The 25,689-nt window shown below is 34.6% G+C and carries 28 protein-coding genes; 10 read left to right on the forward strand and 18 right to left on the reverse strand.

Translation table 11 applies throughout. The annotated features are described in order from the left end of the window. Nucleotides 1–25: 25 nt before the first annotated feature. The 9 genes from LC095_RS21805 to LC095_RS21845 all read right to left on the reverse strand — a co-directional run bounded on the left by LC095_RS21805 (nucleotide 26) and on the right by LC095_RS21845 (nucleotide 7,081). Nucleotides 26–271: a YkuS family protein gene (locus LC095_RS21805; protein ID WP_226530182.1), complete on the reverse strand. Its 246-nt coding sequence runs from the start codon at nucleotides 269–271 to the stop codon at nucleotides 26–28. A gap of 275 nt (nucleotides 272–546) precedes the next feature. After that, complete coding sequence (locus LC095_RS21810) at nucleotides 547–1,674, reverse strand: N-acetyldiaminopimelate deacetylase (RefSeq protein WP_226530183.1); 1,128 nt, start codon at nucleotides 1,672–1,674, stop codon at nucleotides 547–549. Between the two features lie 84 nt (nucleotides 1,675–1,758). Beyond that, entirely contained in the window at nucleotides 1,759–2,469 is a 711-nt protein-coding gene (gene dapD / locus LC095_RS21815) for a 2,3,4,5-tetrahydropyridine-2,6-dicarboxylate N-acetyltransferase (RefSeq protein ID WP_026562803.1), read from the reverse strand. Between the two features lie 106 nt (nucleotides 2,470–2,575). Then, a complete protein-coding gene (locus LC095_RS21820) occupies nucleotides 2,576–3,457 on the reverse strand; it encodes a LysR family transcriptional regulator (RefSeq protein ID WP_226530184.1) in 882 nt (293 codons plus the stop codon). 159 nt (nucleotides 3,458–3,616) lie between these two features. Next, nucleotides 3,617–5,119, reverse strand: coding sequence for an MDR family MFS transporter (locus LC095_RS21825; protein WP_226530185.1), 1,503 nt, complete (start codon nucleotides 5,117–5,119; stop codon nucleotides 3,617–3,619). A gap of 199 nt (nucleotides 5,120–5,318) precedes the next feature. Continuing rightward, nucleotides 5,319–5,777, reverse strand: a complete 459-nt coding sequence (gene cbpB / locus LC095_RS21830) for a cyclic-di-AMP-binding protein CbpB (RefSeq protein ID WP_226530186.1) — start codon at nucleotides 5,775–5,777, stop codon at nucleotides 5,319–5,321. A gap of 251 nt (nucleotides 5,778–6,028) precedes the next feature. Next, nucleotides 6,029–6,547 carry a ribonuclease H-like YkuK family protein gene (locus tag LC095_RS21835; protein ID WP_226530187.1) on the reverse strand — a complete coding sequence of 173 codons (519 nt, stop codon included), beginning with the start codon at nucleotides 6,545–6,547 and terminating at the stop codon, nucleotides 6,029–6,031. Between the two features lie 120 nt (nucleotides 6,548–6,667). Beyond that, nucleotides 6,668–6,820: a hypothetical protein gene (locus tag LC095_RS21840; RefSeq protein ID WP_226530188.1), complete on the reverse strand. Its 153-nt coding sequence runs from the start codon at nucleotides 6,818–6,820 to the stop codon at nucleotides 6,668–6,670. A gap of 24 nt (nucleotides 6,821–6,844) precedes the next feature. After that, nucleotides 6,845–7,081 (reverse strand): YkuJ family protein, encoded by a 237-nt coding sequence (locus tag LC095_RS21845; protein ID WP_026562808.1) that lies wholly within the window; start codon nucleotides 7,079–7,081, stop codon nucleotides 6,845–6,847. A gap of 363 nt (nucleotides 7,082–7,444) precedes the next feature. Here LC095_RS21845 and LC095_RS21850 point away from each other — a divergent pair, with 363 nt between their 5' ends. Next, nucleotides 7,445–7,678: a glutaredoxin domain-containing protein gene (locus LC095_RS21850; RefSeq protein ID WP_226530189.1), complete on the forward strand. Its 234-nt coding sequence runs from the start codon at nucleotides 7,445–7,447 to the stop codon at nucleotides 7,676–7,678. Between the two features lie 179 nt (nucleotides 7,679–7,857). Here LC095_RS21850 and LC095_RS21855 read toward each other — a convergent pair whose 3' ends face one another. The 4 genes from LC095_RS21855 to fadH all read right to left on the reverse strand — a co-directional run bounded on the left by LC095_RS21855 (nucleotide 7,858) and on the right by fadH (nucleotide 11,400). Further along, nucleotides 7,858–8,535 (reverse strand): DUF3993 domain-containing protein, encoded by a 678-nt coding sequence (locus LC095_RS21855; protein WP_226530190.1) that lies wholly within the window; start codon nucleotides 8,533–8,535, stop codon nucleotides 7,858–7,860. 430 nt (nucleotides 8,536–8,965) lie between these two features. Next, the gene (locus tag LC095_RS21860) at nucleotides 8,966–9,205 is read right to left on the reverse strand and encodes a hypothetical protein (protein WP_226530191.1); all 240 of its coding nucleotides are present in this window, start codon (nucleotides 9,203–9,205) and stop codon (nucleotides 8,966–8,968) included. Between the two features lie 64 nt (nucleotides 9,206–9,269). Then, a complete protein-coding gene (locus tag LC095_RS21865; protein ID WP_226530192.1) occupies nucleotides 9,270–10,487 on the reverse strand; it encodes an EAL-associated domain-containing protein in 1,218 nt (405 codons plus the stop codon). Nucleotides 10,488–10,635: 148 nt separating this feature from the next. Continuing rightward, entirely contained in the window at nucleotides 10,636–11,400 is a 765-nt protein-coding gene (fadH, locus tag LC095_RS21870; RefSeq protein ID WP_226530193.1) for a 2,4-dienoyl-CoA reductase, read from the reverse strand. 188 nt (nucleotides 11,401–11,588) lie between these two features. Here fadH and LC095_RS21875 point away from each other — a divergent pair, with 188 nt between their 5' ends. Continuing rightward, nucleotides 11,589–12,449, forward strand: a complete 861-nt coding sequence (locus tag LC095_RS21875) for a metallophosphoesterase (protein ID WP_226530194.1) — start codon at nucleotides 11,589–11,591, stop codon at nucleotides 12,447–12,449. 160 nt (nucleotides 12,450–12,609) lie between these two features. Here the strand turns inward: LC095_RS21875 and LC095_RS21880 are convergent, their stop codons facing one another. Together LC095_RS21880 and LC095_RS21885 are read right to left on the reverse strand one after the other, a co-directional pair. Further along, nucleotides 12,610–14,721: an RNA degradosome polyphosphate kinase gene (locus LC095_RS21880; RefSeq protein WP_226530195.1), complete on the reverse strand. Its 2,112-nt coding sequence runs from the start codon at nucleotides 14,719–14,721 to the stop codon at nucleotides 12,610–12,612. A gap of 141 nt (nucleotides 14,722–14,862) precedes the next feature. After that, nucleotides 14,863–16,341 carry a Ppx/GppA family phosphatase gene (locus tag LC095_RS21885; protein ID WP_226530223.1) on the reverse strand — a complete coding sequence of 493 codons (1,479 nt, stop codon included), beginning with the start codon at nucleotides 16,339–16,341 and terminating at the stop codon, nucleotides 14,863–14,865. Between the two features lie 255 nt (nucleotides 16,342–16,596). Between LC095_RS21885 and LC095_RS21890 the strand changes: the two genes are divergently transcribed. From LC095_RS21890 to LC095_RS21900, 3 genes are all read left to right on the forward strand, one after another. Continuing rightward, on the forward strand, nucleotides 16,597–17,091 hold the full coding sequence (locus LC095_RS21890; RefSeq protein ID WP_226530196.1) for a L,D-transpeptidase family protein: 495 nt from the start codon (nucleotides 16,597–16,599) through the stop codon (nucleotides 17,089–17,091). A 102-nt stretch (nucleotides 17,092–17,193) separates the two neighbouring features. Continuing rightward, a complete protein-coding gene (locus tag LC095_RS21895) occupies nucleotides 17,194–18,492 on the forward strand; it encodes an MFS transporter (RefSeq protein ID WP_226530197.1) in 1,299 nt (432 codons plus the stop codon). Between the two features lie 209 nt (nucleotides 18,493–18,701). Next, on the forward strand, nucleotides 18,702–19,175 hold the full coding sequence (locus tag LC095_RS21900; protein ID WP_226530198.1) for a YkyB family protein: 474 nt from the start codon (nucleotides 18,702–18,704) through the stop codon (nucleotides 19,173–19,175). Between the two features lie 127 nt (nucleotides 19,176–19,302). Here LC095_RS21900 and LC095_RS21905 read toward each other — a convergent pair whose 3' ends face one another. Together LC095_RS21905 and LC095_RS21910 are read right to left on the reverse strand one after the other, a co-directional pair. Further along, nucleotides 19,303–20,208: a chemotaxis protein gene (locus LC095_RS21905; RefSeq protein ID WP_226530199.1), complete on the reverse strand. Its 906-nt coding sequence runs from the start codon at nucleotides 20,206–20,208 to the stop codon at nucleotides 19,303–19,305. Between the two features lie 170 nt (nucleotides 20,209–20,378). After that, nucleotides 20,379–21,029 (reverse strand): glycoside hydrolase domain-containing protein, encoded by a 651-nt coding sequence (locus LC095_RS21910; RefSeq protein ID WP_226530224.1) that lies wholly within the window; start codon nucleotides 21,027–21,029, stop codon nucleotides 20,379–20,381. A gap of 339 nt (nucleotides 21,030–21,368) precedes the next feature. Here LC095_RS21910 and LC095_RS21915 point away from each other — a divergent pair, with 339 nt between their 5' ends. The 4 genes from LC095_RS21915 to LC095_RS21930 all read left to right on the forward strand — a co-directional run bounded on the left by LC095_RS21915 (nucleotide 21,369) and on the right by LC095_RS21930 (nucleotide 23,998). Next, nucleotides 21,369–22,655, forward strand: a complete 1,287-nt coding sequence (locus LC095_RS21915; protein WP_226530200.1) for an NCS2 family permease — start codon at nucleotides 21,369–21,371, stop codon at nucleotides 22,653–22,655. A gap of 117 nt (nucleotides 22,656–22,772) precedes the next feature. Then, on the forward strand, nucleotides 22,773–23,165 hold the full coding sequence (locus tag LC095_RS21920) for a hypothetical protein (protein WP_226530201.1): 393 nt from the start codon (nucleotides 22,773–22,775) through the stop codon (nucleotides 23,163–23,165). A 138-nt stretch (nucleotides 23,166–23,303) separates the two neighbouring features. Next, a complete protein-coding gene (locus LC095_RS21925; RefSeq protein ID WP_226530202.1) occupies nucleotides 23,304–23,690 on the forward strand; it encodes a transporter in 387 nt (128 codons plus the stop codon). Between the two features lie 143 nt (nucleotides 23,691–23,833). Next, nucleotides 23,834–23,998, forward strand: coding sequence for a hypothetical protein (locus LC095_RS21930; protein ID WP_226530203.1), 165 nt, complete (start codon nucleotides 23,834–23,836; stop codon nucleotides 23,996–23,998). A 26-nt stretch (nucleotides 23,999–24,024) separates the two neighbouring features. Here LC095_RS21930 and LC095_RS21935 read toward each other — a convergent pair whose 3' ends face one another. Then, nucleotides 24,025–24,207: a hypothetical protein gene (locus tag LC095_RS21935; protein WP_078434543.1), complete on the reverse strand. Its 183-nt coding sequence runs from the start codon at nucleotides 24,205–24,207 to the stop codon at nucleotides 24,025–24,027. Nucleotides 24,208–24,529: 322 nt separating this feature from the next. Between LC095_RS21935 and LC095_RS21940 the strand changes: the two genes are divergently transcribed. Then, entirely contained in the window at nucleotides 24,530–25,681 is a 1,152-nt protein-coding gene (locus tag LC095_RS21940; RefSeq protein WP_226530204.1) for an aminotransferase A, read from the forward strand. Nucleotides 25,682–25,689: the final 8 nt, after the last annotated feature.

The following is a 25,689-nucleotide window of genomic DNA, read 5'->3' on the forward strand; positions in this document are numbered from 1 at the left end:
TTGTAGTTTGCAACATTCTTTGCTATTAACGATTTACTTTACTTTCAACCTGTTGGCAGATTTCATCTGCTGATAAACCACTAGCTTGAATAACTGAACCAGCAGTTACTGCATTGCTAATCCCCATTATGTTGGAATCTTGACCAGTGATAACACAGAAATCACAGCCTTTTGCATCATTTTCATTGTTTAATTGGACAACATCATACCCTTTTTCTTGTAATGCTGAAGTAACATCAGATAATGACTGTTCTACACCGATTTTTGCCATCATTTATCCACCTCCTACAAGTATTGTGTACACAGTTGGATAAAATATACTTTGTAAATTGGTGATAAATGTGGCGATGAGCGAAATATATTAGTCCTTAAGATTTTTATCTTTGATTTTAATGATTTATCAACGATTCTCCGGTTTTATCTCCGATTATTGAATTTTATCTTCGATTTTTATGATTTATCTACTATTAGACATCATTCATCAAAATCCCACACCGCGGATGAACTCAAAAAAAGCAATTGGTTCCCACCGATTGCTTTTTCATATTATTGTTTTGCTTTATAAGAAATATATTTACACATTATATCAACTGCAACTCCAATGGCTGATTCATCTGGTTGTAATTTCGCATGATGTAACCCATATGGCGAACCTACACCTAGCCAAAACATGAAGCCTGATATTTGATCTACCATATATCCAAAATCTTCACCTGTCATCGCTTCTGTACACTCTCTTACATCATAGCTCGTCTGATCTGAGATATATTCCATAAATTCTCTCGTTAACATCTCATCATTGTCTACTTGATGATACATTGAACCATAATCAATCATTGTTTTACATGAATATCCTATTTCAATCCCTTTTACAATTGATTCGATTCTTTCCTTGACTTTCTCCATAGATTCTACGGATAACGTCCGTATTGTACCTTCTAATCTTGCATTTTCAGCAATGATATTTTGTACCGTTCCACCCGTTATTTTCCCAATAGTAATAACAGCACTGTCTAATGGGTCTATATTACGGGCGATAATTGTTTGAAGCTGAGTAACTAATGAACACGCAGCTACAACCATATCATTTGTTGTATGTGGATATGCAGCATGTCCTCCTTTTCCTTTCAGATCGATAAACAACTCTGAGGTGTTGGCAAAAAGCAGGCCTGGTTTTGTTGCAATTGTTCCAACTGGGAGTTCTGGAGCAATATGGAGTGCTGTGATTATATCTGGTTTCCAATCTTTAGCTATATCACTATTTAACATTGGCTCTGCTCCACCTGGCCCTTCCTCAGCAGGCTGGAATAAAAATAGGATATTATCTGAAATGGGATTCTTTACAAAATATGTTACTATACCAATCGCAATTGTCATGTGAAAATCATGTCCACATGCATGCATAAATCCCGGATGTTCAGAGCTAAAATCGTAGTCTGTTTCTTCTGTTATTGGCAGACCATCGATATCAGCTCGATAGCCAATCGTCTTTTGTGGATTGGTACCTTTCACCAAAGCAAATATACCCGTTTTCCACGTTTTTACTTCCAAACGGTGTTCCGGAAATTGTTTTAGGAGATTTAAAAGATATTGTTGTGTTTTAAATTCCTGAAAACCAATTTCAGGTATGCGATGTAGATCCCTGCGTATTTGAATAAGGTGTTCTGTCCCCACAATGACCAATCCTCTCTATACAGAAGAGGATGACTATATGAAATAGTCTGCTATATAGACCATCCAGAGTCATCCTCACCATTCTTATAATTGTCTTAGTTCTTGCATAATTTCAGTTTTTGATTGTGTTTGAGCATCGATATCTTTGATTTTTCGGGCTGGTGCACCGTATACAACTGTATATGGTTCAACATCTTTTGTTACGATTGATCCAGCACCTACAACAGCACCTTTACCAACTGTTACACCTTCGAGAACAACACAGTTAGCACCAATCAAAACATCATCTTCGATAACAACCGGTTTTGCAGAAGGTGGTTCAATAACACCTGCCAATACGGAACCTGCACCAATGTGACAGTTTTTACCTACTGTAGCGCGTCCACCTAAAGTTGCGTTCATATCAATCATTGTTCCTTCACCAATGACAGAACCGATATTGATAGAAGCACCCATCATAATAACAGCATTATCCCCAATTTCAACTTGATCACGAATAATCGCACCTGGCTCTATACGTGCTTTAATTCCTTTAAGATCCAGTAAAGGGATAGCTGAATTACGACGGTCATTTTCAATCACATAGTCTTCAATATTTGCTTTGTTGCTTTCTAATGCTGCTTCGATTTCAGCCCACTCACCAAAAACAACCCCTGTATTTCCTGTAATAAATGTTTGAGCTGAATCCCCAAAGTTAATTCCTTCAAGGTTTCCTTTAACATAAACCTTTACAGGTGTTGATTTTTTACTGTTTTGTATAAATGAGATAATCTCATTTGCATCCATCATGTTCATATGTATTTCCTCCTTGTACTATGTCAGTCATTCTTTACTGTATCAAAGGAACAAACTGTTGACAAGAGATCTGTTAAATTTGTCATATTGTCGAATTCTTATTTTTCTAATAACATTCATACCTTTGATGTTCTTCAACAATTTCGACAAAAGCTTTTACTTGTTTTAATTCAAAGGAGGACTCAAAACCCAATAACCAAGTATGTCTTTCAATAGGCTTCCCATCTTCTTCAAGAAGTGGTATTTTAAACACCTCTTGTTCCTCATCCTTTAATGTGACGGAAGGGAGAATGGCATATCCAATTCCATTCAACGCCATCTGTTTACAGGTTTCAATTTGATCAACAACAATCGTTCTCTTCGGTGATGTATTAAATTGGCGATGCCACCAGTCTTGTATTTCTTGATAATACGAGGAATCGCTTTTAAACTGAATAAAAGGTCTCTCAGTATGGAGGACTTCTTCAATATTCTGTATCTCGGTATCTACAAGGTAAAGCGTGTCTGTTAACAGATGTTTTTTCATCCCTTTCCATTCAGGATTTCCACGTATAATTCCTAAATGAACATGATCCTCATACATACTTTTTAAAATTTCACTACTCCACCCGGTGATGAGTGATATTTTTGCATGAGGATATTTTCTAACATATGTTTTTAATACACTTGGTAGCCAATGTTGTCCAATGATAGAAGCCACTGCAAGTTTTAATGTTCCGTGTACCTCACCTTCCAGCGCTAGTATTTCTTCTTTTACTTTGTCTTCTTTTAGAACGACTTCCCGTGCATAAGCAACAATTTTTTCACCCGCTGGAGTTAGAGTAAGGCCCTTCTGTGATCTGATAAATAATTGTAATCCCCAAGACTTTTCAATTGTTTGTAAACGCTGTGATAATGCTGGTTGAGAAACAAACAATCGTTCAGACGCTTTTCTCATATTCATTTCTTCTGCTAAAACAACCAGCATTCTAAGTTCAGAAGTTTGCATCCACTCACCCTTTTACATAATAAGTTTTCCTTATAGGAAGAATCAAAATGACAATAATTTAGTTATTGAGATATCAATTGTATCATAAGGTTATAGGTGATTTTTGTAAAGGAATTAGATTAAAAAAGAAGGACTGCCAAACAGATTTGGCAGTCCACATTATATATTTTCCTTTTTAGGCAAAAATGTGATCAAGATAAAGCTTAAAACAGCAAAACCTAATATAACTAAAAAAACATTATGAAGAGCTATTTCAAGGCCTTCTTGGAGGAGCATTAGCGCTTGTGAAGTTAGTGATGTTCTTTGTTGATCATCTAAAATAAGTGTTGTTGAATCAAGGTTTAATTCATTATCTACACCTTCGCTTTTAAAGAATGAAATCAACTGACTGTTTAAAATCCCGCCTAATAAAGCTGCGCCTATAGTACTGCCAACATTTCTCATAAACATATTAGTCGCTGTTGCAACTCCTCTTTTATTCCATTCAACCGTACTTTGAATCGAAACAATAAAGGCTGTAGTAGTTAGTCCCATACCCGTACCTATTAAAAAAGAACCAAAAGCAGCAAAGACTGGGCTATCACCGCTTGATAAGAAAATGAATACAATACTTCCCAGAATTAGTGATATTCCACCAAATATTGAGGTTGTCCTAAAGCCAATCTTCAATATGGCTCTGCCAGATATCATTGCGGCAATTGGCCAACCAATCGACATTGTTGTTAAAGTGAATCCAGCTACGATTGGCTTTTCTTCCATAACTCCTTGTACGAACGTTGGGAGGAATGTCGATAATCCTATTACGATAACTCCGGTAGTTAACGATGTTAGATTTGCTACTAAAATAGACCTCTCTTTCCAAAGCTCAAAAGGCATCATCGGGTCGTCAACTTTTTTTTCATAGTAAACAAAAACAATAAAGCTGAATAATGATAGCAAACACAGCAATAAGACTGGTAAGGAAAGCCATGCAAAGCGAACTCCGCCTTCTACTAGGATAAACATAAAGGAGGTGACAGCAATTGTTAAAAAAATAGCCCCACCGTAATCAACCTGAGGTTTACGTTTTTCGATATTTTCTTGTAGAAATAAATACAATCCTATAATAGCTAGAATTCCTAGGGGAATATTAATCCAAAAAACAAATCTCCAACTAACAAATTCCACTAACAATCCACCAATAGCAGGACCCATAATCGCTGAGATTCCCCACACACTGGAAAGATACCCCTGAATCTTCGCTCTTTCTTCTTTTGTATAAATATCACCAACAATGGTTGTGGCAATCGGCATTACCGCACCTGCACCAAAACCTTGCACAAAACGTGCAAAAATAAGCATTTCCATTGATGAAGCCATTCCACATAAAATTGAACCAATTAAAAAGATGACAATACCAATGGTTAAGACTGGCTTCCTGCCAAATAGATCAGATAACTTTCCATATATCAACACAGTAACAGCATTCATTAATAAATACGATGAAAATACCCAGCTATAGAGGGAAAAATCCTCTAATTCTGCCACGATGGCAGGCATGGCTGTTGCCACAATTGTCGCCTCAATTGCTGCCATAAACATGGCTAACATTACTGTAGCAAGCACATAGGGCCGCTTTGTTTTACGTTCTTTTGATTTTATAACTAATTGTTCTTGTCCCATTGATATTACCTTCCTTTTAGAAAAACACGTCACACCGCCAAGAATGACGGAAGCGATGTCTTTTCTCTACTATTATCCTATAAAGAGTTAAACTTTCTTAAAGTATTAAAAAGTAATTAATCAAGATAAAAAGGACTGTCATTTTGTGTTGCAAAATGTGGACAGTCCTCCTTTTTCATCATTCAATCTTTCTACATATTTATTCACTATCATTACCATTATTAGCAAGTTGAATTTGTTTTTTCACTTTTTTTAGTATTGCTCTTCTTGTGAATATTCCTTCAAATATGTTGTTTTCATTTATCACACAAACAAACGGATGATTCACAACAAGGTCTAATCCTTTTTCAATGGTATCATGTAAATACAGCCTTGGGATATCCGTATTCATCACTTCTTCGACCTTCATATTCTCTAACTTTTCAAATTCGATTCGTTCCAATCCGAATATATTGTCCATTATTAAGTTCATCCCAATAAGTCCATGTAATGTAAAAGTCGGATCCAAAACAGGTATGGCTGTATAGCCTGTTTTTGTTAATACTAGTAATGCATGCTCTAAATTATTTCCTATCTGGACATGTGCTACTTTATCCCCTGAAATCATTAAATCTTGTATAGTTAAACCCATCAATTCATTGGCACCTAAGCTAAACATGTTGTTCTTCCTCTCTAAAAAAGCTATTTTTATCCACAAAGAGGTGTGTTAAAGTTTCCTAATCTATCATATCATAAAATGAATTTGTATTTCTTCGTTTACTCTCCTATATTCTGAAAAAGATAAGAAAACGTACTATTTTAACTGTTATGATGCGTTATTCACAAAACATTCAGCTATACAATTTGCTTTTCTGATGACAAAAAAATGATACTCTTCCAGGAGTATCTACATTCAAGACTATTTAATTCTCATTTGGTATATCTATTTGCATAACTAAAAGCTGTGTAGGATTCCGGTTTTATTTTTGCCTCGATTCCCATTGCCTCAATCCTTCCAGTCATTTCTTGAATTAATTCCTTTGTCACTCCTCTTCTGCCAATATCCAAGTGTATCTCAAAAATTAAATCTGCTCCTTCATCTGCAAACGGAATTAAAATATCTGATAATTCCACTAAATATTTTGACATAAAATAAGAAGCAATTTCCTGGCTTAGTGCTGTTTCCATTGAAATCTTTTCTCTAATGCTTGTAATCGGCCGCTTCACAGTTTGGTTTTTTAAACAACCCCACGCACCTTTGCCAACCCTATGAAGGTGAACAGCTGTAATAAACTTTGTTTCCGTTTGATGAACATGTGAATCTGACCCAATAGACAATACATATTCTGAACGTGGGTCCTTTAACATGAAGCCTTTTATACGCTCAAGTACAGTTTGAAAGGACATCATCTTCTCAGAGACATTATAAAAGGTGAAAGAATCGTTCATCTTACAACTCCTTGTCATGTTTCATTGTTAGTATTTTCGAAAGCAAATTTTCCGTTACTATACTGTATGAAGAAGACAAGACCTAATATGAATAAAAAATAGCCATACCAGGTGGTATGACTATTTCCCTTTACTTGTTTCAATGTTTCTAATGGACTCTTGACATTGAGTACAGGTAAAGATCACATTTTGATTAGATTGTGCTGTTAATGATTCTGAAAGTGGTCCTTTTCCTTGACAAAATGGACAAATAATAAAAGGATCTTTTTTCATTTTGCCTCCTTAGTTTTAAAACTATTATTGAAGGAGATCAAAAATTTCCATAGCAATCATATCAATATTATCGAATTGATATGATTGAGGTTTTTCACCTTTTTGATAAACCTCAAGCTCAAACGTACTATTTTTGTCAAAATATTTTACACTGCAACGTTTTTCACCTTCAACCTCAAAAAAGCGCTGAACAGGTTCTCCTGAACCAGAATTTTCTTGAAGATTTTGAAGTCTTGTAATAATACCTAAAAGTTGTGACACCAGATATCCCCCTTCCGGAAGAGTTAACGTATAACTAATTCCTTCGTTTTATTGTTTACTCTACCACTCATTCTATCCACTAAACGACGATTCAATAATCAGCATCTTACTTTTGTGCCATGTCAATTTTACACTATGTATGTAGGGATTTCCAAGGAAATTATCAAAGTATGTAAAACTTCCTTTATTTTGTCCACTTTTTCAACATATTATATTAAAATGTCGTTTATTTATTTACCCTTGAAGCAGTAGCCTGTATAATTGTAACACATATTCCTATTAAGTTCATAAAACAGATTATCTTCTAATAAAATATGTTATAAATGATTACATAGGAAATATTTATTGTTTGGGGAGATAAACGTGAAAAAAATAATTGTATATTCTCAGCCAAGTTGCCCTCCTTGCCAAGTTGTTAAACAATTTTTAGACCATCACAACATCACATATATTGATAAAGATATTAGTGTCGATAAAGATGCATGGAACACCCTTGTTGAAGATTTACAATCATCATCAACACCAACTGTTACTGTTGGCGACGAGGTTGTTATTGGGTTTGATTTAAAAAAGCTAGAGGAACTATTAGGTTTGTAAAGGAAAAGAAAAAAGCTTGGTGACCAGCCAAGCTTTTTTCGCTCTATTAAAGGGGTTTGGGGAAAACGAGAGTTTATGACTAATCAAGTTCCTACGTAGCAATAGGAAGTAGTTGATTATCTTTCTCATTTATAATGATAATGATTATCACTTTCAATGTCAATGATTTTTTCAAAAACTCACATAATTTTCTCATAGAAAAAATTATGCAAAATTGTTTTTGAGTAAAAATAAGGTAACAAGATCTGGCTTAAGTGTTGATTTAAAAGGTATTCTCTTTCACTATGATCATCAGTTTTTTGTGTATCCACTTCTGTATTTTTTGTACCTTTAACTTCTTGTCTATTTGTTTTATTTTGTCCAATTTCTTCTAAATTTTTTGCATAGTTTTTAATATCAGTTACCAATATTCCTTTTTGTGTTTCCGTTAATTTTACCCACTCATAATGGTCATCATAGCTAACAGGACCATCATTAGAGGCAGGGAAAAATTCATAAACAACGATTTGGTCATTTTTTTCAACAATCTTTGTTCCTTCGTCATAGGTAAAAAATGGAATCGTGTAAATTGGAAAGTCAGTACCATAAACAATATATTTCCCGTCTTCTTCAAATAGATTTTTGTTTAAAAATTGGATTGTTATATCTTTATTAAAATATTCAGAAAGAATTTGGACCATTTCCTCTTTTTCTCTTGGCTTTTCTGATAATGATTGTTGTGCTTTAAAGGCATCTTGTAGATGAGATAAGATGTTTTCTCTATTCACATTTTCAAGGTCTGAAGCTAATACTGGATGAGAAAACAATAGGAGAATAGCTATGATAAGCAAACTGCAACATACTTTATTTTGTCTCATTCTTATTCCATCCTTTCTCATTAATAATTTGGACAATCTTTATCTCTTCCCTATTTTACCAACAAATTTGTCAATATAGAGGTATGAACGTTCGTGAAATCCAATCAAATTATGACAACAACTTTCATTATTCTCTACCCATTTTGACAAAGGTCTAATCAATCTTTAAAATTCAGAACAAAAGCGCAAGCGCCTTGTTCAGCCTCGTGAAATAAGACGATTTAGAATAGAAGGCGTTCTTTTCATTCAACTCTAAATTGGCTTATGACCTCGAGGGGCTAGCCACTGGCAGTCTGAGAACGGGACGTCATCTCCACGACTGCACTTGCACGTCCTGTGCTTCGGAGCTGGAATGTCGCGCACTTATCCACCGTTCAAAGAATTTTATCATTCCCAGACGACAAAAAAACAGTGAACCATTGTCCACTGTTTACCAAGATATTGTAAAAGCCAAATAAAAAATATATGCTAGTGAAAGAACTGCTGCAATCATATAGGCCAGAAAAACAGGATTACGTGAATAAGGATGATCCTGCACCTTCTCATTTAATTGTGTATCATATTTCGCTTTTCTTTCACTAACAAGCTTACCTATTTTAAAGGTATATATTAAGCTTGTTACTAATATTAGTAATGCGATTACACCAAGAACCATTGTTAAATAGGTCACCCTGCTGTCACTCCTTTTATAAATAGGATGACTCACTCAATAAATAAATATGCCTTGGAAAAACTTATAAAAGACCTTCTTCTTCATAGAGGTAATCATAAGACAAATCAATAAATAGGTAATGCTTTTGATTTAAGGGAAAGGAAAATGTCCGAATTAATTCTCCCGTTTCAATATCACTGTATACATCACTTAAAAACCCTTTTTGATCAAACCTCATTCTCATAATGTTGGCTAAGAAATAAGGTCGCCAACTCCAGTTATTTAAGTAATATTGGGGCTGAATTTGCCAATTATTCTGTTTGAAAATGTTAACGGATTGTTGAAAACCATCTTCATCACAAATATAAATTCTAAAACTACAGTCATCTAGCTGCTTTGATAGCTGTAGTAGCAGGTCTTCGTAGTCAATATATTGCTTCCCTATTTTATGAAGCACTTGTTGCACACGGTTGTTAAAGGCTTCCGTAAAAAGATAAAGATTTTCAAGCTTCTTTTTCTCGGAGGATATATAGGTCTGGAACTCATATTTTAGCATATCTTTACAATCATCAATTTGTGCAAATTCCCGTTGTGGTTTATTTAAGTAAAATCCTTGATAATAACGGCCGCCGTTCTTCCACGCATATTGAAGCTGAAAATTGACCTCAATATCCTCATACAGCAATGTAGCCCCAATTTTCCTTGCTAAAAGGGAGATTGAATAAAGTACATCATAATATGATTGGGATGGAGAACTTAATCTTAATGGCTGTAGATCTATTTTTAAAATATCGGGAGATAAAAGACCAATCCGATCAAGATTACTGCTTGCCTTACCTATATTATCAATCGCTACTTTAATACCGTATGTTCTGTAATATAGTAAAAGATGATAAAGTTGTTCAATATCACCTCGAAAATTATGTTCGGTAATCTCTAATACAATCTGATTAAGTTTTAACCCTTTTTCCTCTTTCTCCCGTAAGATGTTTAAAAAACTTTCACCATGATCCATCATTAATAAGTTTGCATCACGGTTAATAAAGAGGTGAAGATGTGATTCCTTTAATTCCAGAAATTCATCTATTGCAGTATGTAAGATAGAGTCGTCGACTTCAATCCGATATTCATCTGGAATGTTTTCATCCTGGAAAAATTCACCCAAACTTATAATCTCATGATTTAGTTTTATTCTTCCTAATACTTCATATCCGATGATTCTTTGTTCATCAGCGCTGAAAATGGCCTGGTAGTAAGGTATAACCTTATCTATATTCGTTAACACATCTAACGGATCCATTGCAATCCCCTCACATATCTCTATCTGTATCTGTATCAACATTATTATAGCATATTAAGGGGAATGATTAGATGTATTTATACTTTGTGAAAAATGGTTTCACTTCATTTAATAAATGTGTCAACGATATTAGACTTAATTCTCAGTATTAGAAAGGATGTTTATTTAACCATTGAGCACCATCCATCGTAATACATTCTCCATTAATATAAGCTGCATCATTTGAAAGAAGAAATGATGCTAATGCTGCAATTTCCTCCGGCGTACCCAAACGACCTAGTGGAACACTATCAATCGTTCTTTTCGCCGCTTCCTCAGATTCCCATAATCGCTCAGCTCCACCTGTTCTTTCAATAGGTCCGGGTGCAATAGCGTTCACCCTTATTCCATATTTTTTTCCCCATTCTACAGCTAAGGTTCTCGTCATTGATAACACTCCGGCTTTAGCAGCAGCTGAATGAATAACACCTGCACCTGCTCCCCATGCATATGTAGCCACAATGTTTATAATCGAACCTTTTTTTTGTTTATCAATCCAGTATTTTCCTACAGCTGATGAACAATAGAAAGTACCATTTAGGACAATATCAATGACAGATTTCCACCCATTAATTGTCAGCTTTTCAGCTGGACAAATAAAATTTCCTGCAGCATTGTTAATTAATGCATCTATTCTTCCACATGTTGAATCAACATATTGAATCAATTCTGATACTTTTTCAGGTTCTCTTATATCTGCTTGAAAAGAAAAAATTTTCCCGGCTTCTCCTTCGATATCTTTTCGAGCCTCATCAAGTCTATTCTGATTTCTCCCTACTATAACAACATTAGCCCCTTCACTTGCAAATCGCTTTGCCATCACTTTACCCATACCGCTAGAACCACCAGTAACAATTATCACTTTATTTTTCATCTTCATTCCCCCTGCCTCATTTATGAATGACGATTCATTCATCTATTTTATCATAACTTAGCCCTATTATCTAATGAAACTGAAGATTCATCTTTACTTTTTAATTAGAACTTTGTCATAAAACCGTGCTATAATTTAGTATAAAATAAATGATCGATTGAAAAATGTTTGAGAATGGTTGGTATGTAATGAAAAAACTTTATTCAAGAAGATCTTTTCTTAAAGGACTTTTTTCTATATCTATTGGAGGGATCTTGGCTGGAGCCGGCGGATATACATATGCTCGATATTTTGAACCTGGTTTCTTAGATATAAATCAACTAAAAATTACACATTCAACGATCCCAAAATCGTTCGATGGATTTAAAATTGTCCAATTTAGTGATACACATCTTAGTGAATACTTTACGATTGGAAGATTAAGAACAATCGTCGATAAAATAAATGATCTATCACCTGATTTATTGTTTTTCACTGGAGATTTAATGGATGAGCCTAATCAATATACACAAATGAATGAAATTGTTCCTGTACTTGAAAAATTAGAAGCTCCATTTGGAAAATTTGCTGTTTATGGAAATCACGACCATGGAGGATATGGAACTGATATTTATCGAAACATTATTACAATGTCAGGTTTTACATTACTCCAAAACCAAGTGCAAAATATTTCCATGTTAGATGGACATAAAATTTCAGTTTCCGGGATTGATGATCTAATGTTAGGGAAACCCAGTTATGAAGGAACTTTAGGTAATTTAAATAAGCATACATTTAATATTTTATTGGCACATGAACCGGATGCTGCTCTTGAGTCAAAAAAATATCATGTTCATTTACAATTGTCAGGTCATAGTCATGGTGGTCAAGTTCAGGTACCTTTTTACGGCCCTCTTATTACCCCTCCATTCGCAACTGAATACTTTGAAGGAATGTATGATATTGATAACATGAAGCTCTATGTTAATAGAGGCTTAGGAACAACAAGACTTCCGTTTCGCTTTTTATCTGTTCCGGAGATTACACAATTAACTCTTTATTCAGAATAAGTAAAGCACAAGAACATATTTCATATCTTACCTCAAAATAAAGGACAATTTCTAAGAAATTGTCCTTTTAATACTTTAAGTTTTTTACTTATTAGGTTATCAGAAAAGACAGCGACTCCCTCTATTCTTGGCGTCAAGTCGTGTCTTACTGGATCTTCATTTATTCTTCATCCTCTAGCACTTGATAGGCTTTGCTAAATAATGTGAGCTGACTATCAACTAATGCTTCTTGTTCATTACGTTTAACGTAATGATATACACCATGTTGATCTTGTTCTCTTGCCTTCACATTATCGGCTAAGTTTAGAGCCAGTACCTGGTTTAGACGCATTTTTATATGCCCCTCATAGATAGGGAACAAAATTTCAACACGTTTTTCCATATTCCTTGTCATCAAGTCTGCCGATGAAAGAAAGGTCTTCTCTTCTCCATTATGATGAAAGAAATAGATTCTACTATGTTCTAAAAATCGACCAACAATGCTTCGAACTCTAATATTTTCACTTACGCCCTTTATACCTGGACGTAAGCAGCAAGTTCCGCGGATGATTAAATCAATCTGTACACCTGCATTTGATGCTTCATATAGTTTTGTTATGATCACTTTATCTGTTAATGAATTCATTTTTGCAATAATACGTCCGTTGGAGAATCTCTTTTGAAATTGAATCTCTTGATCTATTAATTTTATAAAATCTTTTCTAATATCAAAAGGCGCCACTGAAAGATGATGAAAGTCGGGCTTTTCAGTGTAACCACTTAAATAATTAAAAAAGTTTGTTGCATCAATTCCGAACTTACGCTTGGAAGTGATAAGTCCCATATCTGTATAAATTTTTGCTGTTTGATCATTATAATTGCCTGTGCCTAAATGAACGAAGCGCTCAATCCGATTATTTTTTCTTCTTACGACAAGTGTTATCTTACTGTGAGTTTTTAAATATGTCATTCCATAGATAACATGACATCCGGCTTTTTCCAATTCCTTAGCCCACTGTACATTATTTTCTTCATCAAAACGAGCCTTTAATTCAACTAAAACTGTTACTTGCTTACCGTTTTCAGCCGCACGTTTTAATGCATCAATGATTGGCGAATCTCCACTAACCCGATACAATGTCTGCTTAATCGCTAATACATCCGGATCATCAGCAGCATCCGAAATAAACTCTACTACCGGTTCAAATGATTCATATGGATGATGAAGAAACACATCCTGTTCTGATACTTTTTCGAAAATGTCCTCATCAGAAGAAATGTCCACCGGTGGCTGGGGAATGAGAGCTTCAAATATTAAATCTTCTCTTAGTATTGACATTTCCTTTGCAAAGCTAAATAGGAAGGTCAGATCAAGAGGTCCATCAATTTCATATACATCTTTTTCATGGATTTCAAGTTCTTCAGTTAAATAACGCAGGATGTTTTGGTCAAATCCATTTTTTTGAATTTCTAGCCGAACCGCAGCTCCCCATTTACGTTTCTTTAACTCTTTTTCAATTTCTTTCAATAAATCCCGAGCACCTTCTTCATGTATTGTCATATCTGCATTTCTTGTAATCCGAAAAACTGAAACTGAAACTACTTTATACCCATTGAAAAGCTTATGAATAAATGTACTGATAATATCTTCTAATAAAACAAACCGATTTTGGTCAGAGGAAGTATGTAATTTCACAAATCGTTCTAGAACAGCAGGAACTTGAACGATTGCTGTCTTATAGCGATTTTCCTCGAACTCATCGTTATCCTCAATAACAATGGCCAAGTTTAAGCTTTTATTGAGCAGCATCGGAAATGGGCGATATGCATCCACTGCCATAGGTGTTAAGACAGGGAAGATCTGCTCGTCAAAATATTCCTCGAGAATTTTATATTGTTCAGATGCTAAGTCTGACATATGTAATATTTCGATGTTTTCTTCCCGTAACTGTGGGATAAGCAAATCATTGTATGAATCATATTGCAACCCAACTAGCCTATGTGTATTATGAGCAATTTGATTTAATTGTTGTTTTGGTGTCATCCCTGCTTTATTTTCAGGCTTATTAAATCCAGCTTTTACCTGATCTTTTAATCCCGCTACACGAACCATAAAAAACTCATCTAAATTAGAGCTAAAGATAGCTAGAAACTTTAACCTCTCAAATAAAGGGTTATGCTCATCTAAAGCCTCTTCTAAAACACGTTCATTAAATGCAAGCCAGCTTAATTCTCTATTGTTATAATATAGCGGACTTTGAAGATCCAAAGCTTTTTGATTGATTGTATTCATGTACCTTCACCCTTTTTCGACAATTTCTATTGTTTCATAATAGCACTAAGGGACTAATTCAATTGTAAATATTTTGTAAATTATTATTAATTTTTTGTAAATAGAATCTGTTTTGTCATGATCCCTTTTAAAATGTCCTCCTCAGGAAAAAATAATGGTTATTGACCTTTTCAATAGTTTTTCTAAATGCTTTTTTTGCTTTTCAGCTTGATATTGTTCCGGTTTCCAGTCATGATGACATGTAATAGTAAAGGTTAATCCTTCTTTATATGTATGCAAATCAATTGATTTAATAATATTCCTTTTTGTTGCATTTAGGCTGTAAGCAAATTTTAAGATTGCCCCTAATATCCTATATGTTTGTAACTCTTCTCTTGAGAACCATTGACTATATGGTGTTACATATCTTTTAAACCCTGACTTGCTTGTATAAGAAGCGATGAGGGCAACAATCATACGATCTTTATGAAATAATCCATCAATTGTACGATTTGCTAATAAATAAAACGTGTGCTGACTGCTTGATTCAGAATCAATATATGATCCAAGATTATAAACAAATGCACCCCGTTTTAAAAACAACTTATCCTCAGTTGATGTTGAGATAACTCCAGCTTTATTTAATAATTCCGTTATCATTACAGCACTATTTGTAACATGAAAAACATGATTCAAATTAACGTTATAGTCTGTTGCAAGCTCATAAAAACTTTCCTCAATAACATTAGGAAAAACAGATATACCGAATTCCCTTGTTAATTCCTCAAAGAAAACTCCATCTCGTAACCCTTTTCGACTTAAGGCAAAATGGTCCGCTCCTACGATGCTCATTAACTGACGAAACACCTCAACAGCAGGTATAATAATATCTGCACGATCTTTTGAAAGTCCTTCTACCTTTTGTAACTCACTAAATGAAAGGGACTGTAGATACTGATTCATTTCAAAAACATCTTCTGTGCTCATTAAATATTGATGAACCCCGGCAATTGGATAGGAAACGAATTCCTGATGAATTTGGACCAGGTTACGTGCACTACCTCCGATACCGATAATAGGTAGACATTTATCTTTCACCCATTCTAACTGGTCCAATTGATTTTTAATGAATTTACGAAGGGTTATTAATTCTGATTCTGTGGGGAATTCCCCAGATATAAATTGTTTTTTTAATGATAAAGCCCCAAAAGGAAAGCTATGATAGTTAATTAACTTCCGGTCATGAAAGTACGTTACTTCTGTGCTTCCTCCACCAATATCAATGGTAATTCCACTTTGAAAGGGTGTTGTGTTGACCACAGCTAAATAACCAAAATAAGCTTCTTCATATTCAGATAAGATTTGAATTGTAAATTCAGTTTCATTATTTACGCGTTCAAGAATTTGCTGTTGATTTTTTGCTTGTCGAATAGTAGCAGTTGCAACACACTTAACATCATCTAAAGAATGATGGTTCGTAACTTCCCTAAAACTTAATAGTGAATCAATAAGTATACGAATCCCATCCTCTGTTAAGTCTCCTTCATCGGAAAGAAAATTTCGTAACCGTGCAACAACCTTAACATTTTCTATTTCTTTTAATCTACCGCTTTTCTCACGTAAATAAATAACCAAACGCATTGTATTTGAGCCGATATCAACAATTGCATATTTTTCTCTATTCAAATTCAACACCCTTATTTTCAGAATAAAAAATACATTTACTTTTTCATACAAGCCATTGAGCTTCAACTTATAGAGATTGTCAACTAAAAAGAAAAATAAACAGTCATAAATTAATGTACATTATAACATATTCATTCATAAGGTATATTAAGTTTTAACCTACAAAATCCCTGTTCCTTGGGCAATTTAATTTCAATTGGAGTGATGTTAATGATTCATACTGTTCAACGAGGAGAGTCATTGGCCGTAATCGCTGCTAATTATCGAACATCTTTACAACAGCTGATAGCTGTTAATAGTATTTCCAATCCAAACTTACTATTTATAGGTCAGAAAATTATAATACCGGGTCTACCTGATCCTACTAGTATTCCCTATTCTATAGAAATTTCAATCTCACTGAAAAGGTTAACTTTAATAATGAACGGACAGGTAATGAAACAATATCCAATTGCAGTTGGTAAAATGGTTACTGCTACACCTGTAGGAGACTTTGTGATCGTAAATCGGGAACCAAACCCTGGAGGACCATTTGGAGTAATGTGGCTTTCTTTATCCAAAATACACTATGGTATTCACGGTACAAATAACCCTGCTTCTATAGGAAAAGCCGTATCGCTAGGTTGTATCAGAATGTATAATGAAGATGTAGTAGAATTGGCTTCCCTGGTTCCAAATGGAACTAAAGTTTCAATTAGACCTTAATTAGACCTTAAGATTTTATTAAGATTTTGTAATTAACGTATCAAAATGAGTAATATTACCTTATAATGACAAATGGAATGATGTCATATAAGGAGCGGACCAATGAAAATCTTTCGTAATCGAAATTTTGTAAAATTATTTTTTGCAGCCCTCTTCTCTCAAATGGGTACAACGATTGGAAACATGGCTTTTGCCTTTTATCTTTTAGATCACTTTAGTCATCAACCTTCTTACGCAACTATAGCTGAATTAATGTATTCACTACCAACCATCCTTGTGTTTTTTATCGTCGGAGTTGTTGCAGATCGATTTGATCGGAAGAAAGTGGCTGAAAATTGCGATTGGATTCGAGCTGCCTTAACAGTTCTTCTTTTCGGAGCTCTTTTCACCAATTCTATTCCATTTATTTTTCTTGTATTATTTTTAAGAAGCGCTGTTACAAAATTCTTTTTCCCAGCAGAGAACAGCCTTGTTCAAGGAATATTAAATAAAGAGCAGTATGCACAAGCTGCTGGATTAAATCAAATGCTTTTTAGTATCTTTATGGTGTTTGGAGTTGGTTTAGGAGCTGCTATCTATAAAACAGTTGGCGTTCATGGTGCGGTCATTGTAGATTTTTTAAGTTTTATTTTCTCTGCGTTGTTAATCCGATCATGCAAAATTCCTACTTCTGCACGACTGCCTAATGGGAAAGTAGACTGGAAAGATGTAAACATAAAATCATCACTTGGAGACTTTAAGGCTGGTATTCTTTATATTGTCAAAAACCGATTGCTTTCCGTCCTTATTTTCGGATTTTTTATTTTCGGATTTTTCAACGGGGCTTTCGCCATTTTACCAATGTTCACTATGAAATATGAGTTATCACCAACGAACTATGAATGGTACGCTTCTTTATTTGCTGTTTCATTAGGCTTTGGATTATTAACAGGAAGTGGTTTAGGGACCTTGATTGCCTCAAAGTTCAAGCCTCATCAATTAATGATTTTTCCGATTTTCTTAACAAGTTTACTCATTTTCTTTTTAGGCTTTACAGATAAACTTTCTATCTTCCTTGTCATCGTGTTTATTATTGGGACATGCCTTGGACCAATTAATATTGCTATAGGCGGGTGGATGCCAAAAATAGTACATCCGAAGCTAATGGGACGTGTCAGCGGTTGGATTGATCCTTTAATGATGTTCGCTCAATCCGCAACACTCGGATTAATTGCACTCCTTTTCCCTAAGTTTATTCAAGAAATTGATTACTTATATTATGGTATTGCATTTGTTATATTATTGGTTTCTCTATTCTATGCTTTTACCTTACCTAAGTTAAGCGAAGCTTTTGAAAAGAAACAAAGACTACTACAACGCAAACAAAAATCACAAAAACCAAGTAATATCCCATCTATGTAAACAAAGTGTCTCTACTCAACTGATATACAATTGAGGAGAGACACTCTTATTTTTTACCATTTCAACTGTAACGATTTATATAATAATACGAAATAGCTATTGAATTATTCAAAATAAATACCGTAACTTGTTGCATTTTACTCTTTACTAAGTATAATTTAAGTAAGAAAGTTATAAAATGAGAGTGTAAAACGAAAAGGAGAGAACCAATGGAGGATCATAATCGACTCGATCCAAGTCATCAACAATCTACAGAAAACCTCGCCCGTGCTATTTATGTTGTAAATAGACATGCAAAAACTGCGCCAAACCCTAAATTTCTCTATGCATTAAAGAAGAAAGCATTATTGAAACTTGTCCACGAGGGAAAAGCTGTAAAAAAAGGACTACATTTTTCAAACAATCCTAAATTTAGCAAACAGCAATCAGATGTTTTAGTTTCAGCTGGAGAGTATTACTTTCATATGCCTCCTACAAAAGATGACTTCGATAAACTTCCACATTTAGGTTCATTAAATAAAACCTATCGAAATCCCAAAGCACATATGTCTTTAACAAAGGCTAAAATTCTCTTACAAGGTTATGTTGGTATGAAAGAAGAAAAAGCTCAATCCTTTCAATCAAAAAAAACACGTACATACGAAAAGCCCGTGTTTAAAAGATTAGGTGAAAGTTACAGGTAATAATAGCCACACTTTTGAATTACGCCCTATTATAAGTGGCTATTCTCCACATATAATCTACCACCCCTAAATTTTTTATATTTTGACAAAAGGCTATCATGTATATTACAACATGATAGCCTTTCAATTATAGGATATGTTTGTCTATTTGCTCTACAAGAAGATTTATTTCAGGTTTGCTAATTTGTGCACTAGCCCCAACCATTTGTCCTTTATGACGAAGGTCATTTGTAATTAACGATGAAAAAATTACAACCGGGAGAACACTTAAGGACTGATTTTCTTTAATTTGCTTAGTTAGATGATGTCCATCCATTTGCGGCATTTCAACATCTGTTATGAGAAGCTGTACTTCATCTTCAATCGCTTTCCCAGATTCTACAATTGAATTTAAATAGGATAAGGCATCCTTGCCATTTTCAAAAAACTCAATATGCACAAAACCTGCTTCATTTAACGTTTCCTGAAGTAACTTCCTAAGAAGTGGTGAATCTTCAGCCACGACAAGCTTCTTTTCAGACCGCTCTCTTTCACCTAATTTTTTCACATTTTCAATGTTAATCCCTGAATCCGGATTTATATCAACAACGATCTTTTCAAAATCCAATAGTAATATCATTTGATCATTCATTTTTACAACTCCGGTTATTTGACTCTCTAACCCCTGGTACATTCCAGATGGTTTTTCAATATGTTCCCAAGAGATACGGTGGATTTGTGTAACAGAATGAACATGAAAAACCAATTTCGTTTGATTAAATTCAGTTACAATATATTTTTCTTCTAATGGTCTATCACTTTGAGGGTATCCCAGAGCTTTCGCTACATCCACCACAGGAAGAATCTCTCCCCGGATTTCTATTATTCCTTCCACATTTGGGTGAGAATGTGGAATTTTAGTAACTTGTACAGGCTGAATAATTTCTTTAACTTTAATTACGTTAATACCAAACTTACTTTGTCCAATACTAAATTCGACTATTTCCAGCTCATTTGTGCCACTTTCAAGTAAAATACCTTTTTGTTGATCCATATAAAACTTCCTTCCATGAAGATACATTTGTATATTTTATATCGGCATTTTATTGAAAAATTATAGCCTCTTTTTCATATAATATGATTGATAGGAAAGAAGGCATTTAGATTCTAGTTTGTACAAGTATTTCTATAAATAAAGCTTTGTTTAACTTCCACCCTTTTTTGTCAATATAAGAAATTTAATATTCTTTCATCTGCTAAATTTGTATCAATCTGACCCTTATTCATATCTCGACCATATTGCCACAACCAGACATTGGCTCTGCAAGTTGGAGTTGCAGGATTAAATCTTGGTGCCTTCCTTTCAGTTGAAGTTCCCGCTTCAGGTTCAACACTCCAAAGTATTGTTTGTGTTGCAATGTCATTATTATCTTTTACTGCCTGGCAAAATGCCTGAGCAAAACTTCCTTTTTCTGAATCATGATAAAATCCTGCTCTATAGCCTGATGGAATAAGGGTTTCCGCCCACCCACGTATCCATAAGGCATCGACATTATGTAAATTCTCTAGATTCGCAAACAATACTGTTTCTTTTGGAAAACCTAACCTCCTTGCATGATATACTGCATTTCTACCTGCAACTTGAGCATGTTCGAAGCCTATTTCTTCACTAATGATATTATATATTGGCAATATCTTAATTCCGTTATTTCTAAGAAAGTTCATTTCCTTTTTTGTTAAACCACTTGACACATTGGGGATTTCTGTAAGATATCTCCCCCAATATTTTGGTAAGCCTAAATTTTTTCTTACCCAACTGAAGAAATCCTGATTAACCGGGCTAGTAGAATTTACTCCCCAAACCTTACGTGCCAGAGACATCACGCCCTTTCTCTCCAAGCTCTACACATATATATGTATGGCTATGGTTGTCTAAAGCATGCAAACAAATAAAGTTTGATCTTTTTTTACATTAAGCTTTTTGATTTTTGCATTTGTTACACCAACTAAGGTCATAACAAATTATACAATCTGCTAAAATGTACATGTTTCGATTATTTTAATGCCATCCTACATGTAAATGTATGAAATTTTTACACTTCATAGATTAAAAATAATGCAAAGTTGTAACACTCCTGATATAATCCATTTGTAAATTGTTTGAATACAAATTACGGGTTGGGTTGAGGGTTACACACATAAGGAAGGGTAACATTGGAAAAGTTTTTTCGATTACATGAAAACAATACCACTATAAAAAAGGAAATACTTGCAGGGACAGTATCCTTTTTTACGATTGTCTACATCGTTGTTGTAAATGCTTCTATATTATCAGATGCGGGAATACCTTTAGAGGCTGGGATTATTGCAACAGTTCTGACTTCAATAGCAGGTTGCCTTATTATGGGTTTCTTTGGAAACACTCCGATCATCCTTGTACCAGGCATGGGTGTCAATGCTCTCTTTACGTATACAATTGTCATGGGAATGGGACTAACATGGCAAGAAGGTTTAGCAGTTGTGTTTGTATCCGGGATTCTTTTTACTCTAATTGCCTTTACAAAGCTGTCTGTTATTATATCAGAATCTATTCCTCTTTCATTAAAAGAAGCAATTACAGTGGGTATTGGTTTCTTTTTAACATTTATTGGATTGCAAAAGGGTGGAATTGTTGTTCTTAATAGTGATACCTTTGTTGCTTTAGGAGACTTTAGCCAACCCGGAGTGATCGTGACACTTTTAACTTTACTCATTACGGTTGGCTTATTTACCAGACAAGTGCCTGGAAATTTTCTAATCAGTATTTTTGCCGGTACAATTTTAGCTGCATGCTTTGGTTTGCTGGAAGTTGATTTTTCGACAAAACCACATGAGGCTTTTCTTGTCTACAAGGATGTCTTATTTGCCATGTCTTTTAGCCGGATAGTGGATCTTGCATTTTGGACTGCTACTTTTTCTTTAACAATGGTTATTGTTTTTGAAAATATTGGGTTAGTATTTGGTCAGGTTCATATGATCAATCGCCCTGATCGCTACAAACGTTCTTTTCAAGCTAATGCCTTATCTACTATCACTTCAGGCATTTTCGGATCGAGCCCAACTGTTAGTACGGTTGAGACTGCAGCTGGCATTACTGCAGGTGGAAGAACGGGTTTAACTTCTATTACAACAGGTTTGCTCTTTTTAAGTTCTCTGTTATTTTTACCTATTATCAAAATAATCCCGGATAGTGCTATTGCACCAATTCTTATTTTAATTGGTAGTTTAATGATACAAAATATCCAGCACATTGATTTACATGATTTTAGTGAAAGCTTTCCAGCTTTTCTTATCATCGCTTTAATTCCTTTCACATACAGTATCGTAGATGGTATGGCATTTGGTTTTATTATGTATCCTATATTAAAAGTCATTTTAAACAGAAAAGATGAAGTAAAACCAGCTCTCTATATTATCGCTTTGCTATTTTTATTTAATTTTGTTTTTCATACTCTTCATTAAGGCAGACACTTGTCTGTCTTTTTTCATTACCTTTAACCTCTACATCATCTTTCGTATAAAATTTATTCCTTTTCACAAAATATAGATACTGTGAAAAAAGTATATTAGAGGTGAAACATGAGAAGATATGTCGTATTCTTATTAACTTTATTAATGATGACAGCGTGCAACAATGTGAACGAGAATGAGGCTATAGGTGAGAAGCAAGAAGAGGGATTATTACAAACTGGAAATAATCGGGTCAAAACAAATGATGATCTTCTTTTAGAAGCAAGAGAAGAAGTAAATTATGATAATGACCGTGACCCTCTTCATCCTACACAAGCAGAGGAATTAGTAAAAGAGAAGCTTGGAGTTAGAAGAGATAAGAATACCATCGTCCAATACGATCATGTTGAAGATGGGAATTATATAGTACATGTCTACTCTCTTGAAGGTAATCGTGAAAAAAGTGAAGCCTGGTATATGGTGGATTTACAAACTAGAACCGTCGAGACACTTGTTCGTTAATGTTCTCGTGAATGGGGCAGCTCATGCAAAATGAGCTTCTTCATTCACTATTTTCCAATCACTCTCTATGTGGACATTCACCTATTTTTGTCACTGGCATATTGTAAACGTGAAGGTTTTATGAGAGGAGAATTACACATGTATCCATACAATCGTCAGTTTACAACTCCCGGTTTCCCGCCATTTGGACCTCCTGGCGGCGGCTTTGATCAACAACCACCATTTGGACCACCGGGTTTTCAAGGAGGACCTGGTCAAGGTGGTCCCCCACAAGGACCACCACCTGGTGAGATACCGCCAGTGCAATCCCAAAGTCAAATAGGAACTTTTGCAGTTGATCCCGGTGGAATCCGTAGATGTTTATTCCGCTATACGTACATTCGTTTAAATAATGGTCGTGCCTTTTGGTATTATCCTACATTTGTAGGTCGTAATTCAGTTGCAGGTTACCGTTGGAGAAGACGTCAATATCGTTGGGTTTACTTTGGAATTGACCTTGATCAAATCCGCTCGTTTAGTTGTTAACAGCAAAATCATGAAGGCTTGTCATATGTGCAACCTTCATGATTTTTCATTTTGAGTCAGAAGTAAAAATTATTAAAATATAATCACCTTTATCTGTACATAGTCATTTTGCAAGGCCCAATATTTATTAGGAGGGCCCTATCATGACAAAGCACAATATTAAAACAAAATCCGGACTACAGTCGGCTAAACCTATAACAGATCTTGAAATTTCTAAAGATCTTACAACAGTTAATAAAAAAGCAGAAAAAAACTTGTCCTCGAAATCAGTAAATTATCACACTAAAAAAAGGTTCTCCTCTACATGATTCATAGTTATGAGAACCTTAACCTTTTATAGTTCATAAGCATATTTTGTTAAAAATGCTTGTCTTCGTTTTGCTTGTGAAATAATCGTTTGTATTTCATTTTTATAAAATTTAACATGTGCGCTCGAAAGGGCAAATAGCATTTCATTTTCCAACTTATCAATTAGCGCTTGTTCTTCTTTGGTTAATAATGTTTTTTCTTCACTCATCATTATCACCTCAATAGTTATAAAATCCCGTTTTTATAAATGATTCGTACTTTAGAGCACCTTTGTGTCGGTCATTCTAAATATGGAGGTTTATAGTTAGTTATCTATGTCTTATCTTTAAATCTCTTTCTTACACCCTTTACACTTTACCCTTTTATTTTCATACCTAAACACGTTTAAGCACATATAATCAATATCAGAAAAAAAGGTGACATGTCCAATAAAAATGGTAAAATAACTCCTATATGTTTAATTTATAGTAAAATGCCAAGCCTTAAAGCAATCATACAACCTTGCACACTATCTTTAGGAGGATTCATATATGGAGCATTTAGTTAATTCTAACGTAAAACAAATAGAACTCTCAGGTATTAGAAAGTTCTTTAATCTTGTAGCAGATTATGAAGATGTTATATCTCTCACAATTGGACAACCGGATTTTCCAACCCCTGAGCATGTAAAAGCTGCAGGAATGAAGGCAATTGATGAAAATTTCACTACTTATACTCATAATGCTGGGTTGATTGAGTTAAGAGAAGCTGCTAGCCAATTTGTGAATAAAAAATATGGTTTAACCTATTCACCTGCTAAAGAAATTATTACAACGGTTGGTGCTAGTCAAGCAATTGATTGTGCGTTCCGTACAATTCTTGAGACAGGGAGCGAGGTCATTTTACCTAGTCCCGTATATCCTGGATACGAACCGCTAATAAAACTCGCTGGTGGAACTCCAGTCTACGTTGATACAACGAAAACTGACTTCAAGTTAACCGCCGAACTTTTAGCACCATACATAACAGAAAAGACTAGATGTATTGTTCTTCCTTACCCGTCCAACCCAACCGGAGTGACACTTACTGATGTAGAATTAAGTGGAATAGCAGATCTTGTCAGGGGAAAAGATATTTTTGTTTTATCAGATGAAATATATAGTGAATTAGTCTATGAAGGAACTCATCATTCTATCGCTAAACATATATGGGAACAAACCATTGTCATTAATGGCTTATCAAAGTCGCATAGTATGACCGGATGGAGAGTCGGCTTTGTATTTGCTCCTGAAGCTATCGCCAAACATCTATTAAAGGTCCATCAGTACAATGTTTCCTGCGCTACATCTATATCTCAAAAAGCTGCCTTAGAAGCTTTAACGATTGGAATGGACGATGCTAAAGCAATGAAACATTCATACCAAGAACGTTTAGATTATGTATACGATCGATTATTTCGAATGGGATTCGATGTAGTAAAACCGAATGGAGCATTTTATTTATTTCCCAATATTAGCCAATTCAAGCAATCGTCGTTTGATTTTGCACTATCATTGGTGAAAAATGCTGGAGTTGCTTTAGTACCCGGCAGTGCTTTTTCGGAGTATGGAGAAGGATACGTACGCCTATCATACGCTTACTCAATGGATCAATTAAAAAAAGCAATGGACAGAATGGAAAACTATGTATCGAATCTGTCATGATCTTTTTT

Origin of the sequence: Metabacillus niabensis, from assembly GCF_020524345.1 — a bacterium.
Taxonomy (GTDB): domain Bacteria; phylum Bacillota; class Bacilli; order Bacillales; family Bacillaceae; genus Metabacillus; species Metabacillus niabensis_B.

What these genes read in the sequence shown, in the direction of transcription:
- LC095_RS21805 (WP_226530182.1), bottom strand. Translation starts at nt 271, where the DNA reads ATGGCAAAAATCGGTGTAGAACAGTCATTATCTGATGTTACTTCAGCA.
- dapD (WP_026562803.1), bottom strand. Translation starts at nt 2,469, where the DNA reads ATGAACATGATGGATGCAAATGAGATTATCTCATTTATACAAAACAGT.
- LC095_RS21820 (WP_226530184.1), bottom strand. Translation starts at nt 3,457, where the DNA reads ATGCAAACTTCTGAACTTAGAATGCTGGTTGTTTTAGCAGAAGAAATG.
- LC095_RS21825 (WP_226530185.1), bottom strand. Translation starts at nt 5,119, where the DNA reads ATGGGACAAGAACAATTAGTTATAAAATCAAAAGAACGTAAAACAAAG.
- cbpB (WP_226530186.1), bottom strand. Translation starts at nt 5,777, where the DNA reads ATGTTTAGCTTAGGTGCCAATGAATTGATGGGTTTAACTATACAAGAT.
- LC095_RS21835 (WP_226530187.1), bottom strand. Translation starts at nt 6,547, where the DNA reads ATGAACGATTCTTTCACCTTTTATAATGTCTCTGAGAAGATGATGTCC.
- LC095_RS21840 (WP_226530188.1), bottom strand. Translation starts at nt 6,820, where the DNA reads ATGAAAAAAGATCCTTTTATTATTTGTCCATTTTGTCAAGGAAAAGGA.
- LC095_RS21855 (WP_226530190.1), bottom strand. Translation starts at nt 8,535, where the DNA reads ATGAGACAAAATAAAGTATGTTGCAGTTTGCTTATCATAGCTATTCTC.
- LC095_RS21865 (WP_226530192.1), bottom strand. Translation starts at nt 10,487, where the DNA reads ATGGATCCGTTAGATGTGTTAACGAATATAGATAAGGTTATACCTTAC.
- fadH (WP_226530193.1), bottom strand. Translation starts at nt 11,400, where the DNA reads ATGAAAAATAAAGTGATAATTGTTACTGGTGGTTCTAGCGGTATGGGT.
- LC095_RS21875 (WP_226530194.1), top strand. Translation starts at nt 11,589, where the DNA reads ATGAAAAAACTTTATTCAAGAAGATCTTTTCTTAAAGGACTTTTTTCT.
- LC095_RS21880 (WP_226530195.1), bottom strand. Translation starts at nt 14,721, where the DNA reads ATGAATACAATCAATCAAAAAGCTTTGGATCTTCAAAGTCCGCTATAT.
- LC095_RS21885 (WP_226530223.1), bottom strand. Translation starts at nt 16,341, where the DNA reads ATGCGTTTGGTTATTTATTTACGTGAGAAAAGCGGTAGATTAAAAGAA.
- LC095_RS21890 (WP_226530196.1), top strand. Translation starts at nt 16,597, where the DNA reads ATGATTCATACTGTTCAACGAGGAGAGTCATTGGCCGTAATCGCTGCT.
- LC095_RS21895 (WP_226530197.1), top strand. Translation starts at nt 17,194, where the DNA reads ATGAAAATCTTTCGTAATCGAAATTTTGTAAAATTATTTTTTGCAGCC.
- LC095_RS21900 (WP_226530198.1), top strand. Translation starts at nt 18,702, where the DNA reads ATGGAGGATCATAATCGACTCGATCCAAGTCATCAACAATCTACAGAA.
- LC095_RS21905 (WP_226530199.1), bottom strand. Translation starts at nt 20,208, where the DNA reads ATGGATCAACAAAAAGGTATTTTACTTGAAAGTGGCACAAATGAGCTG.
- LC095_RS21920 (WP_226530201.1), top strand. Translation starts at nt 22,773, where the DNA reads ATGAGAAGATATGTCGTATTCTTATTAACTTTATTAATGATGACAGCG.
- LC095_RS21925 (WP_226530202.1), top strand. Translation starts at nt 23,304, where the DNA reads ATGTATCCATACAATCGTCAGTTTACAACTCCCGGTTTCCCGCCATTT.
- LC095_RS21930 (WP_226530203.1), top strand. Translation starts at nt 23,834, where the DNA reads ATGACAAAGCACAATATTAAAACAAAATCCGGACTACAGTCGGCTAAA.
- LC095_RS21935 (WP_078434543.1), bottom strand. Translation starts at nt 24,207, where the DNA reads ATGAGTGAAGAAAAAACATTATTAACCAAAGAAGAACAAGCGCTAATT.
- LC095_RS21940 (WP_226530204.1), top strand. Translation starts at nt 24,530, where the DNA reads ATGGAGCATTTAGTTAATTCTAACGTAAAACAAATAGAACTCTCAGGT.